Genomic DNA, 12,405 nt, shown 5'->3' with positions numbered 1-12,405 from the left:
TGCAGATCGATGCCGCAGTAATGAGTGTGGTTCTTGTTGTAGAATCGCATGGCTCTCTCCTTGAAGGGTTGGTGTCTTTTGCTTCCAACCAGCTTACGCCGAGTGGCGTAGGCTCAGGGAGGGGGCCTGGATCAGGATCAATGCGCTGCCCGCTACCCCTAACATCCAGGTTGCCGCACTCTGAGGATTCGCCGCGTTCTCCAGGAGCATGACTCCACCGAGGGCAAGGAAGAGCCCCACCTTGTCCGCCATCTCCCGCGATCCAAAGACTCGACTGCGCGCGTGGTGGTCCGTCGTGAGCTCGGCGCCGAGAGAGGCGTGAGGAATCGAGAAGGTCGTTTGCGCGGTCATCAACAGGAAAAGGCTGATCGCCACCCAGGTCACGAGGCCTTGCTCGGAAAGGAAACCCGGCGGGTTCCAGAGTGCGAACGATGTGAGCGCGAGAGGAAGCGCGGATGCCAGAATCCAGGGGCGGCGTCGCCCCCAGCGCGTACGGGTGCGATCGCTCCAATAGCCGACCGTGGGGTCCGTCAATGCATCCCAGACTCGCGAGAGGCCGAAGATCAATCCGACCGTGGCCAGAGCGAGGAGTAGATGATCCGTCGCGAACTTCAGGAAGAAGAGATTGAAGAGGGTGAGCGTGAAGCCCACAGCCACCAGCGGCAACGAGTAGAGGCTCAGGGTTCGCGCGGTGACTACACCCGTCCGGCCCGAAGGAGCCTGACGGGGGGCAGTGTCAGGCGCGTCCAGGGTCTTTCCAGGTTCAGTCGGCATCCGCATTCCTGTTCCCGACTCAGGTCGTATTGCGAGCGAATTCGAGAAGGCCACCCGTCTCATCGTCTGGAACTGCGGGGTGGAGTGAAACACCGGTGGCAACCCGGAACTGCTCCACGCCCTGGGCGATCGCCTCCGGGTGCAACCATCGGTCCTCGATGGCTCCCTCGTGGCGACCTCCTTCGGCGAGCCGCCCTCCGGACCAGACGAGTTCGGCCAGCAGGAAGAAAGCCTCGTGGTAGTGCAGTGCTTCATCGTCCAGATGCCGAAGTCGACGATAGGCACGCAGATAGCGCCGAACCATGCGCCGCTGCGTTGCCTCGAACGGGCGCCGCAAAGGAGCGGGAACTCCGATGATCGGACTCGCCAGTCGCCCCATAGTTCCCGCCACGTCATAGCTTGCATCGGCCACGCGCACTCCGGACCAGTCGAGAACCCCAGTGGCCTGGCCCCGCTCCACGCACACATTGGTGAACACGAAATCCCCGTGACAGATGACCGGCTTCCCGGATGGCGGAGAGTGCGTGCGCAACCAGCGAAAGCCAGACTCCAGGCCGGGAAGCTGGAGTCGGTCCGTCCGTTCCTCAAGTTCGACCAGACGGTCTTCCATCGTCAGACCCGCACATTCGATGCCCGCCTTTCGGACCGCCTCGAGCAACGGCTCGGGATCGAGAGCGTGGAGCTGCACCTGCAGTCCGGCGAGAAGATCGGGCACCCGGGCCAGAGCTTCGTGCACGAGCACGGGAAAGCGCAACGGGCGGCTTAGCAACTCCGCGGGCCGCCGAACTTCTTCGAGCAGCATGCGTCCGCGCATGCGTTCCATTACTGCAAAGGCGCCGCCCAGAGGTGCGGGGTCCACCACTGCGAGCAGAAAGCGGGGAACGGGAAAACCCAGTTGAGCGACGGCTCCGTGCACGGCAGACTCGAGGCGGACCTGCTGGGGGTCCGCGGAAGCCCGAAGCAGGCGCAGAACCTTGGGGCCAGCCAACTCCCCTTCCACGTCGCTCAGTTGGAAGCTGTAGATCGCGGCTTCGGCACCGGCATCCATATAGCGCAGCGGTTCGGTATAGCTGAGGTCCGTTCGATTGAACGTATCCCTCATGAGCCGGAGCAGGCGTTCGGCGAGCGCGTCCACGGCACCGGGGTCCTGAAAACCACTTCGCTCGAGAAGATCCATTTCCACCCGCTCCAACTAGACTCGATCACCACTTCTGGTAACATCCCTGAAATAGGCGATAAATCGCGTACTCGAGGTATGTTAATGGCGAAAAATATGCATACTCCAGGTATGGATGTCAAATCCACGGACGGCCGGGTCATGTCGAAAAAGGCCCAGCAATCGGACCGGACCCGGCGCAGTCTGGTGCGGGTGGCCAGACGCCTGTTCGGTGAACGCGGTTATGAGGCGACCTTCATAGACGAAGTCGCTCGCAAGTCGCGCATGACCAAGGGCGCGCTCTATCACCAGTTTCGCGACAAACGCGATCTGTTTGCGGCCGTGCTGGACGAAGAAGTAGTCGCTCTCGTGGAAGACACGCGCGAACGCGCGTCGACTGCTTTGCGCGACAGCCAGAGTCCTCGAAGCTCGATCCGTCTTGCGTTGGCGGGAATGCAGATCCTGCTCGATCACCTCTCCGAACCAATCGTCCGTCAGATCGTGCTGCTCGACGGGCCAGTTGTACTCGGCCATCAGCGCTGGCAAGAAATCCTGTATCCACTGCACCGTGGCCTGGTCCGTTCGATTCTGCGCTCGGCTGGAAAGCGAGGCGAAATCGCGCCCGAACTGGCCGACCCTCTCAGTTCGCTGTTGTTCGGAGTTCTTCAGGAAATGGCCCTGACCATCGGCCACGCCGAGGACCCCGAGGCCAAACGCACCGAACTCGCCGGCGCCGCACGCTGGATCCTCGAACGCGTGCTGCGAGACGAGGCCCCACCGGCCTGACAACACCGATCGCATTCGCACCAGAACCCTCTCTGAGCGACCGGAGCATCCGACGATTGAGAATTTCCGAGGATGATTTACAGTAAGTGAACACGTTCACTGAATGATCGAGTTCACTCCTCCATGAGCCTGCCAACAGAACCCACGAGCACACCCGACAGAGCGAACCATCGCCAGCGTCAGAAAGAAGAGACCCGACGAATCGTGCGAGAGTGCGCCGCCGAACTCTTCGAACAGAAGGGCTTCGCGAAGACCACCATGCGCGAACTCGCGACGCGGGCAGGTGTTGGGCTCGGGACGATCTTCAAACACTTCCCGGACAAGGGCTCCCTTCTGGTGGCCTGCTATCGCGAGGACATCGGTGAAGTCACACGACGCGGGCTCGCGACGCTACCCGAAGGCGATCTTCAGGCTCAACTCCTCCACCTGACAACGAGACTCTATGCCTTCTATGCGCAACGGCCCGCGCTCTCGAGAGTTCTCGCGCGCGAATCCACGCTCATGGAAGGAACCGGCGCAGACGAAATGCGGAAACTCTTCGCAGACTTCCTGGAACGTGTCGCCGAACTCTTCGCGATCGCACAGGAACGCGGCGAACTCGGAGCGAACATCGACTGCCAGGACGCCACCGCAGCATTCTGGTCCTTCTACTATTCAGGACTGATCGGAGGTCTCATGGCGCCGGAGTTCTCGGTGGAAGCGATGGTGGAATTCGTACGGAGGCTCCTCGAACAGCACTTCCAGGGGATCATCGCGAGTGATCGCCCTTCGGGAACCAAATCGAAATGAAGCTACGCAATCTGCTCACCACGCTCCGTGCGACCAACCCGCTCACCCTGTTTCGTTTCACGGGCGATCTCCAGACATTGATCCGTCTCCATTTCCTGCACGCGGCCAGCGAGGCGGGACTGCTGCACGCGCTCCGCGATCGACCCACACGGAAGATTCTATTGGAGCGGCTGGCCGTGAAACGCCCGGAGATCCTCGATGCCCTGCTCGACACGGGCCTCGCGGTGGGCGAACTCTCCTGTCGGGATGGCCGCTACAGGATTCGAGGAAAGCGCGCACGAGATCTTGCAGCGAGCGACGCGGATCCGCTGGTGGCCATGATCCATGCCAACGCCACCTACTACAACGCCGCCTATCGAAACGCCGCGGCCAGAATGCGCGGAGCCGCACGAGGCGATGACCTGGCGGCGATCGGAGACCTCGTGGCCAGAGCGTCGCGGGTCAGCGAACCCTTCTTGCGCACCTTCATCCAGGAGACGGTGGCCAGAAGAAGTCCGCTGCGCATTCTCGAAGTCGGCTGCGGCTCCGGAGCCTTCCTGCGCTGCGCCGCCGAGGCGAATCCGCAGGCTGCGGGTATTGGGATCGACGTGGACTCGGCGGCCATCGAGCAGGCCCGCCACAACCTGGCCGAGTGGCATCTCGACAATCGCTTTCAGGCGGTCCTGGGGGACGTCCGCAATCCGCCTCCCGAAGTAAAGGGAGAGTTCGACCTGATCACGCTCTACAACATCATCTACTACTTCCCGGTAGAGGAACGCCTGGAGTTCCTCCGCGCGTTGCGCGTCCGACTATCAAACACAGGTACGCTGGCCCTGGTTTCCACGGTGCAGGGCGGGGGCCGCGATCCGATGGCCGCCAACCTGAACATGGTGACCAGTTCACTGCACGGCTGCACTCCCCTGCCCGAGCTCGACGATCTGATCGGCTTGCTCAACCAGGCTGGCTTCGACCAGGTTCGACACGCGAAGCTCATCCCCGGAAGCACCCTGGTCGGAATTACGGCGGAATAGCTTCATCGCAGTCGAATCCTGCTCGGAGCCTAGAGGCGATAGATTCGCGTCGCCGTGCCGCTGAACAGCGCGTTCTTTTCGTCCTCGGAGAAGTCGCTCACGATCTTCTTGAGTCCATTCCATAGCACGGGATAGGAAATCGAAGCCCGGTCGACGGGGAAGTTGCTTTCGAACATGCAGCGATCCGGACCAAAACACTCGATCATGTGCAGGTAGTAGCGGGACTGCGCCGCTACGAACTCATCCGAACTCGGCGGCTTGTCGCGACCGAACCAGCCAAAGCCGTTGTCAGGCATCGCCAGACCGCCGAGCTTTGCCACCACGTTCTCGCATCTGGCGATCTCGGCCACGTCGAGCTGCCACTGGGCAAAGATCTCCTCGCGTTGATCGGCATAGACCCCGACACCGAGCGGTGTTCCAAAATGATCCAGGATCATGATCGTTTCGGGAACGGCTCGAGCGAGTTCGGCAAACGCGGGATTCTGGTGATGGTAGTGCCATGTGTCATAGGTATGACCGAGGCGACCCAGTACGCGCATGCCCTTTCTGAAGTCGGGATCGGCGTACAGGCCCTCGGGTGCACGCCCGGGGATCATCAGAGCATCGGGATGAGGATCTCGCGCACCCGCGTGGCGGACGCCGCGAAACAGATGCGAAGCACGTTCGCGCTGCTCGATCAATACCTCCTCAACGGCATCACCAAGAGTCAGATCCGCGTGCGAGACAAGTCCAGCGATCTGCGCACGGCCCGGTCCGCCTTTCGCACATTGCTCTGCGATGCCCGCGACGAAGTCGATCTCACCCAATGGCCGCCGGCTCACAGGCCCGTCGCTGCGGTACTCAGAACGACACTCGACAAACACGGTCTTCTCAATCCTGTGACCGCTACCCGTATCGGCCCAGAGATCCTCGAGCAGATAGGCAGGAAAGCCACGCTCATGCCACAGGTGATGGTGCGGATCGACGATCGACCGCTCGGGATCGACAATCTCTTCTTTCACCTGGTCCAGCCAGGTCTGTTGGGTCGTCGCGAGATCGCTCATCGCACACTCCTGTAGAGGCTCAGTTAGACAGCGAAGATTCTGGCACAGCCTCGATCCGTCGGAAGGGCTTCGAGATGGAACCCAGAGGATCCGGGCTAGAGGCCGCGAAAGACCGGCTTTCGTTTCTCCATGATGGCCTTGATGGCTTCCTCGCTGTCTTCTGTTTGAAGTCCGCGCCGCGCGTTGGCGATTTCAATCTTGAGATGGGCTTCGAGGTCGATGGCGGTACTCGCCGCGCCCAGCATGCGCTTGGTTTGGCGGGCGGCGATCGGCGATACACCGGTGAGTTGGGTGCAGTATTCGAGGAAGCGAGCTTCAAAGTCGGCGTCATCGACGACCTCTCCTACGATGCCGCGTTTCAACGCCTCGTCGGCACTGATCATCTCCTGCTCGACCAGAAAGCGGAGCGCGCCCTCATAGCCCATGGCCTGGGGCAGCGTGAACGTGAGACCGCCATCTGGTGAAGTGCCCGCGCGAGCATAACCGGCCAGAAAGCGCGCTCGACGGTTGGCAATCCGCACGTCCGTCGCCATGGCGAGCGAGAGACCGGCGCCCACGGCAACGCCGTTGATACCTCCGACCACGAGCTTGCTGCAACGCGCGCGCATGACCAGTGGAAACCGACTCACCCAACCCAGTTCATCGAGTAATTCGTCCTGCGGCGAGTGGGGCGAAGCGCTCTCTCCCCGACCGCGTGCAGAGAGATCCAGACCGCTGCAGAACGCGTCACCGGCGCCGGTGATTCCAATGATCCAGATTTCATCTTCCCGCGCCGCTTCCTCCACAGCCGCGATGATCGCCCAGCCCAGGTCTTCGGTCAGTGCATTCTTCTTCACCGGCCGGTTGAGCTTGAGGATCCGGACGTGTTCGAAGGTCTCCGTCAGGATGAGGGGATCTGAATTCGACATCGGAACTCCTGATGTGTCGAGCGCGTTCGCCGGGTATCGGTCCAGGGTTCACCCCTACCCGGCTAGACCAGGGCGCTCGCAGTTCCGACGGTCACGACCGTCTGGGCTTCGTCGACTTTTTCGACCCAGACTTCGAGCGTGCGACGCGTGTAACTGCCTTCGGTCTGTTCTGAAACCAGCTTGCCGCGCGCTCGAACGGTCTCGCCACCCCACAACACATTGACCAGGCGAACATCCATGCGGCCGCCCGCGAACCAGCCACCGCCGAACGTGTTGCCCATGATCTGCGAGAGCAGACACGTGGACAGCAGGCCCTGTACGACGATCTCCGGAAAGCCGAATTTTCGCGCCTGCTCTACATCGTTGTGGTAGTTGCGACCTGGACCACTGAAACGCCAGCAGGTTTCTGGATCGACACAGATCTCGAAAGGCTCGATCTCAGCTCCATCGCCCTGCCCCGGCCGACCCGCCGAGCCTTTTTTTCGCTTCTGACTGTCGCGGTCGACGACGAATCCATCCTCGGCTTCCGCGCGCTCGGCCAGAAAGCTCTGATGCGTTCGTCCGCGAACCAGCAGACGTCCGGATTCATCGCTGTAGTCGACCTCGTTCACGAGGATGTCTCGATCCCGCTTGCGGTAGCGATCGACCAGCGTAGAACGTGTCTGGATGTTCGTACCGGGCCGCAGCGGCGCAAAAAGGAACCACTCCTGACGCGTGTGCAGGTTCCCGACCAGATTCTTAAGGTACCAGCGGTCCACATGGCTGTAGACCTCGCTGTGGTACAGCAGCGGCGGAGCCACCGGCCCGGCGAGCGCGGGATCACCATCGCCTTCGCCCGAATACGCCCGATGGTGATCGCCGAAGGTATCGGCGTAAAAATCGATCACCTCGCGAGCCACAGGACGCTGCTCCCTGTGAATGACATCTCCGACTCTCAGCGCTTCGCCGCGCAGGTTCATCACTCGGCTCCTGTTTCGTGGGCTTCGCAATATTCTGGCACACTTCGGGAATCGTGACGCAGCCCGTGGATCCAGAACAGAATGTCGCGAGCTGGCTGACGGCGCACGCGCAGCGGCAACCGGAGCGGCTTGCGATCAGCGTCGAAGGCGGCGAGCGGATCTCCTATGGAGAACTCGAGGAACGCGTGAATCGCGTCGCCGCGGGACTCGTGAGCCTGGGCATCGAACGGGGGGATCGCGTGGCCCTCGCCCTGCCCAGCGAGCCCCTGTACCTCGAAGTCTATTTCGCCTGCGCGCGACTCGGGGCGATCTGTGTGCCGCTCAACACTCGGCTGACGGAAACCGAGTTGCACTTCCAGGTTCGTGACTGCAGCGCGGCGCTTCTGATCCACTCCGCAGAACACGAGATTGCCGACCTCGATGAAACGCTCTCGATCGAGCGCAAAGCGTTTCAAACGCGCCTCCCCGAACACGCGTCGCCGCTCCGCCCTGCTCCGGGTGGCGAGAGCCCTCAGGTCATCATGTACACGAGCGGCACGACCGGCGTCCCCAAGGGCGCGGTTCTGCCGCATCGCAAGACGCTGTACAACACGCTCAATGCGCAGGCCTACTTCGGCCTGCGAAGCGATGATGTCGGCGTCGTTCCGATCCCCCTGTTTCATTCATTCGGCTTGAAGATCCTGTCCGTGCCGTTGCTCTACGCCGGTGCCACGATCGCGCTCGTGGACCGATTCGATCCCCTGGGGCTTCAGCAGACGCTGGCACGAGAGCGGGCAACTCTACTCGGCGCCGTTCCCGTCATGTACCGACGGATGATCGACGCGGGACTGCAGCCCGAACTCTGGCGCACCCTGCGCATCGCATTCGCCGCCGGGGCCGCGCTCGAGGTATCCACCGTCGAGCGCTTCCACGAGATCGGCACCTCCCTGATCCAGGGCTACGGGCAGACAGAAACCTCGATTCTGTGTTGCCTCGGAGCAGACGACGCCCTGAAGTCGGCCGGTTCTGTGGGAAGCCCGGTGAAACACGGCCAAGTCCGGATCGGCGACGAGCACGGGCGAACCGTTGCTCCCGGAGCGGAGGGCGAAGTGCTGGTCAACGGCCCGATCGTGATGAGCGGATACTGGAACCGACCGGAAGAGACGGCCGCATCGCGGATCGAGGGCTGGCACCGCACCGGAGATCTGGGCGTGATGAACGAGCGAGGACTGGTCACCCTGGTCGGGCGGCTCAAGGAGCTGTACATCAGCGGTGGAGAGAACGTGTACCCAGCCGAGGTCGAGCGTGTACTCGAGGGTCATCGCAACGTCTCGGAGGTCGCAGTCGTGGGCGTCTCGGATTCGCGTTGGGGAGAAGCGGGGCGAGCTTTCGTCGTGCCGGTTCGCGAGCCTCTGGATTCGACGGACCTGCTCGAGTGGGCCCGCGAACGCCTCGCCGTATTCAAACTTCCCCGGGACGTCATCACAGTCGATGAACTGCCGCGCACGGCGTCGGGAAAGGTGCAAAAGCATGTTCTGGAATCTCTGCATCGGGTCTGAGATCGCGCGAATTGCTATCGCGTTTGCGCTCGGCGCCGCCTTGGTGTCGTGCGCACCCAATCGCAGGTTGCCTCCGCAACCTCGCCTGGACCCCGATCTGGTTCAACGAGGTGCCTTCCTGTTCCGCGACAATGGGGTATCCGGTGACGGTCGTCGTTCCTGCGCAACCTGTCATCCCGGAGGTGGCAGCGACGGAAAAGCCTATCGCCAGGGGGAGCCGGTGGAGCACGGAAGCGAAGACGCTCGGCTCACGCTCCCGACACGCGGCATCTGGCTGAGCGCTCCCTATCTGTCCGATGGTTCGATCGAGACGGCGGAACAGGTTATCGATCGCATGTTGCGAATCGAGATGCGCAACTCGACGCTCGCAGGACGTGACCTGGCGGCGCTGGTTGCTTACGCGCTCTCGATCCCGCCTTTCGATCGCGGCCGCGTGCAGGAAGACGGCATACCGGTCGATCCGTCCACGCTCGCGTCACAGCGCGGCTACGAAGTCTTCTTGACGCTGGAGTGTGACGAGTGCCACCCACCGCCGCTTTTCACGCGAGCCGTGAACTCCGACGTCGGCAGTGGAGGTCTCTGGAACGTTCCGAGCCTGCTGGGCGTCTCGAAGCGTTCCCCGTACGGACACGACGGACGCTGGCAAGGTCTCGAAGAAGCGGTGAAGGCGATGCTCCAAGCGGGCGATCACAAGATCAGGGAACTCGAGTTCCGTCAGTTGATCGAGTATCTCGAACTGCTCTGATCAGGCGTGCCCTTCGATCAGGCCCTGCACGAACCGACCGAGCAACTCCCGTCGCCCGCTGACCCCCACGCGTTCGTAGATGGCGTGCAGATGGTTGCGCACGGTCAGTTCACTGATGAACAGCTTCTGCGCAATATCGGATCCACTCTCACCCATGAGCGCACAGCTGAGCACGTCGAGCTGTCGCTCGGACAACCCGAACAGCTCAAAGGCGGATCTCACGGGATCGGGTGTTCCGACGCTGCTCGTATCGGCGCCGTCCGCACGCACCACTCGACGAAGGGCATCGGGATCGCGCAGGTCGCGATCGAGGATGCTGGCGCCGGGAATGGCAACGCGATAGTGCGTCACTCCGCCCTTGCCGCGCAGTGGCGCGAGTAACACCAAAGGTTCAATTTTCATGATGGACTGGAGCCCGTCCAGGTCCCTCGGATTCCTTACACCTACAGCGAAAAGATCAAAGCTGAATTGAGCGCGCAGGGCGTGAAATAGATCGATGTTGTCCACCGCACATGTCTGAAAACCCTCCGCTTGCGCCATCTGGCGCAGTCGATCGGTTACGAGACCATCTTGCTCATAGAGCAGAAGAGTCCAGCCTTTGTGCGACTGATTTGTTTCCATCAGAAAGAAATATACAAGATGACCCATCAAGTGCACGTGATTTCTGTCGAAAACGTGCTCGTGAGACGGGGTTGGCGAACTGTGAACGACAGTCATCCCGCAGCGCCCAAGGCGGTCAAAAGAAGGCCGGCGTGGGGTTTCATCAGCACTGTAATGGGGGTCAGGGCAATGAGAGAGAATCTAGTCACAGTCCGTGAGGCTGCCAGCTATCTGCGCATCTCGGCGCGCACAGTCTACCGACTGATCGAGTCGGGCCAGATCGGTGCTGTCCGAATTGGCAAGCAGTGGCGCATCCCGGCTCAGGACCTACCGGGTCAGGATCAGGTTGCCGCACTCACGGCGACGCAGACGACCACGCAGGCCACAGCGTAGTTCGGGGGGTCGCCACGGCTTCGGCCATGGCGACCCCTTTGCGTTCAGTCCGCCTCGAACTCTCCGGCGGCCAGCTTGCCGAGATAAGTCTCGAGATCACGCTTGACGACGCCGGACAAGAGCACCACACCGGTGATGTTGGGTAGCGCCATGCCCAGGATCATCAGGTCACCGAAGTCGAGTACGGCCTTCGCCTCAAATACGGCTCCTGCCCACACGCAGAGCAGAAAGAGCAGCTTGTAGAGCATGATCGAGCGCAGACCGAAGAGCTCCACCCAGCACTGCTCTCCGTAGTAGCTCCACGAAATCATGGTGCTGAACGCGAACAGCAGCGCCGTAACCGTCAACACGACCGGGAACCACGGAAATAGCGTGGCAAAGGCCCAGGACGTCATCTGGATTCCGCTTCCGGCGTCGGGGTGTTCGTAGGCACCGGTCACGACGATGACCAGACCGGTCATCGTGCAGACGATGATGGTGTCGATGAATGGCTCGAGGAGCGCAACCATGCCCTCGCGAATCGGCTCGTTCGTGGTCGCCGCGCTGTGGGCGATGGCGGCGCTACCGACGCCCGCCTCGTTACTGAACGCGGCCCGGCGGAAACCCTGCACCAGGACGCCGACGAAGCCTCCCAGTCCAGCTTCGAACGAGAACGCGAGCTGCACGATCTTGCCGAATGCGGCCGGAATCTCCGTTGCATGGTAGAGCAGAATCAGCAGCCCGCAGGTCACATAGACGCCGCACATGAATGGCACGAGCGTGCTGGCCACGCGTCCGATGCGCCGGATACCGCCAATGATGACCACCCCTACCAGTACCACGAGCGCCAGTCCAAACGAGACTGCGCCCAGCGGTCCGTCGAGAGCAGGTACGACAGACGCGAGCTGCGCGTACGACTGGTTCGACTGGAACATATTGCCGCCACCGAAGCTCCCGCCGATGCACATGATGGCGGCGACGGGCGCAAGGACCCGGCCTAGTCGCCCCCAGCCGATCTCCTCGAGTCCGGTGCGCAGATAGTGCATGGGACCACCCGAGACGTGGCCGTCGGGGCGGGTGACCCGGTACTTCATACCCAGAGTGCACTCGGCGAACTTTGAGTTCATACCGAGCGCACCCGCGACGATCATCCAGAAGACCGCTCCGGGACCTCCCACTCCGACGGCGACCGCCACACCGGCAATATTGCCCAGGCCCACGGTCGCCGAGAGCGCCGCCGAAAGCGCCTGGAAGTGGGTGATCTCACCGGGATCACCGGCCTTCGCGTAGACGCCGCGAACGCAGCGAATCGAGTGGAGAAAGCCGCGCAGGTTGATGAACTGGAAGCGCAGCGTGAAGAAGAATGCGCCCATGACCAGCCACGCCACGACGAGCGGTAACTGGATTTCTCCGTCCGCTCCGTTGTCCCAGAAAACCAGGTCATAGAACAGGACCGAAGCGATCGGACTGACAATATAGGACTGGAAGACCGAGTCGAGCCAAGCCAGCCATCCGCCATTTTCCACGCGTGGTCCCTCCGAGTTTGGGTCACTGAGGGGGGGGGATTATCGCGAGTGCCCCCTGCCGGGTCTGCTGGTGGCGGTGGAGGGACTCGAACCCCCGACTCGACGGATATGAGCCGTCTGCTCTAACCAACTGAGCTACACCGCCCCGCCCGGGGCAAAAGGGCGGCATATCCTAATGGCTTGCGCCTTCGCCTGCTAC

At 62.0% G+C, this 12,405-nt stretch carries 13 protein-coding genes and 1 tRNA gene; 6 read left to right on the top strand and 8 right to left on the bottom strand.

The genetic code is table 11. The features are described 5' to 3' along the window. Positions 1–93 precede the first annotated feature (93 nt). Positions 94–774, bottom strand: coding sequence for an MFS transporter (locus tag GY725_22155; protein MCP4006892.1), 681 nt, complete (start codon positions 772–774; stop codon positions 94–96). 19 nt (positions 775–793) lie between these two features. Beyond that, entirely contained in the window at positions 794–1,951 is a 1,158-nt protein-coding gene (locus GY725_22150; protein MCP4006891.1) for a phosphotransferase, read from the bottom strand. 141 nt (positions 1,952–2,092) lie between these two features. Between GY725_22150 and GY725_22145 the strand changes: the two genes are divergently transcribed. From GY725_22145 to GY725_22135, 3 genes are all read left to right on the top strand, one after another. Further along, positions 2,093–2,716, top strand: a complete 624-nt coding sequence (locus GY725_22145) for a TetR/AcrR family transcriptional regulator (GenBank protein MCP4006890.1) — start codon at positions 2,093–2,095, stop codon at positions 2,714–2,716. 123 nt (positions 2,717–2,839) lie between these two features. Beyond that, positions 2,840–3,505: a TetR/AcrR family transcriptional regulator gene (locus GY725_22140; GenBank protein ID MCP4006889.1), complete on the top strand. Its 666-nt coding sequence runs from the start codon at positions 2,840–2,842 to the stop codon at positions 3,503–3,505. Continuing rightward, the gene (locus tag GY725_22135; protein MCP4006888.1) at positions 3,502–4,515 is read left to right on the top strand and encodes a class I SAM-dependent methyltransferase; all 1,014 of its coding nucleotides are present in this window, start codon (positions 3,502–3,504) and stop codon (positions 4,513–4,515) included. The genes GY725_22140 and GY725_22135 overlap by 4 nt, the downstream gene beginning before the upstream one ends. 29 nt (positions 4,516–4,544) lie before the next feature. On the opposite strand, the gene GY725_22130 is transcribed toward GY725_22135, so the two are convergent. From GY725_22130 to GY725_22120, 3 genes are all read right to left on the bottom strand, one after another. Beyond that, on the bottom strand, positions 4,545–5,558 hold the full coding sequence (locus tag GY725_22130; GenBank protein MCP4006887.1) for an amidohydrolase family protein: 1,014 nt from the start codon (positions 5,556–5,558) through the stop codon (positions 4,545–4,547). A gap of 95 nt (positions 5,559–5,653) precedes the next feature. Continuing rightward, complete coding sequence (locus tag GY725_22125) at positions 5,654–6,466, bottom strand: hypothetical protein (GenBank protein MCP4006886.1); 813 nt, start codon at positions 6,464–6,466, stop codon at positions 5,654–5,656. A gap of 62 nt (positions 6,467–6,528) precedes the next feature. Next, positions 6,529–7,425, bottom strand: a complete 897-nt coding sequence (locus GY725_22120; protein ID MCP4006885.1) for a MaoC family dehydratase — start codon at positions 7,423–7,425, stop codon at positions 6,529–6,531. 17 nt (positions 7,426–7,442) lie between these two features. Here GY725_22120 and GY725_22115 point away from each other — a divergent pair, with 17 nt between their 5' ends. Then, positions 7,443–8,963, top strand: a complete 1,521-nt coding sequence (locus GY725_22115; GenBank protein ID MCP4006884.1) for a long-chain fatty acid--CoA ligase — start codon at positions 7,443–7,445, stop codon at positions 8,961–8,963. Then, entirely contained in the window at positions 8,935–9,708 is a 774-nt protein-coding gene (locus GY725_22110) for a hypothetical protein (GenBank protein MCP4006883.1), read from the top strand. Before GY725_22115 ends, GY725_22110 begins: the two co-directional genes overlap by 29 nt. On the opposite strand, the gene GY725_22105 is transcribed toward GY725_22110, so the two are convergent. Beyond that, a complete protein-coding gene (locus GY725_22105) occupies positions 9,709–10,329 on the bottom strand; it encodes a helix-turn-helix transcriptional regulator (protein MCP4006882.1) in 621 nt (206 codons plus the stop codon). Positions 10,330–10,482: 153 nt separating this feature from the next. Between GY725_22105 and GY725_22100 the strand changes: the two genes are divergently transcribed. After that, the gene (locus GY725_22100; protein MCP4006881.1) at positions 10,483–10,701 is read left to right on the top strand and encodes a helix-turn-helix domain-containing protein; all 219 of its coding nucleotides are present in this window, start codon (positions 10,483–10,485) and stop codon (positions 10,699–10,701) included. Between the two features lie 44 nt (positions 10,702–10,745). Here GY725_22100 and GY725_22095 read toward each other — a convergent pair whose 3' ends face one another. After that, positions 10,746–12,206: an alanine:cation symporter family protein gene (locus GY725_22095; protein MCP4006880.1), complete on the bottom strand. Its 1,461-nt coding sequence runs from the start codon at positions 12,204–12,206 to the stop codon at positions 10,746–10,748. Between the two features lie 68 nt (positions 12,207–12,274). Then, positions 12,275–12,351 (bottom strand) — tRNA-Met (locus GY725_22090). Positions 12,352–12,405: the final 54 nt, after the last annotated feature.

The sequence above is a fragment of the bacterium genome, assembly GCA_024226335.1.
In the GTDB taxonomy this organism is placed as follows: domain Bacteria; phylum Myxococcota_A; class UBA9160; order SZUA-336; family SZUA-336; genus JAAELY01.
This window is presented reverse-complemented; position numbering and strand designations above follow the sequence as displayed.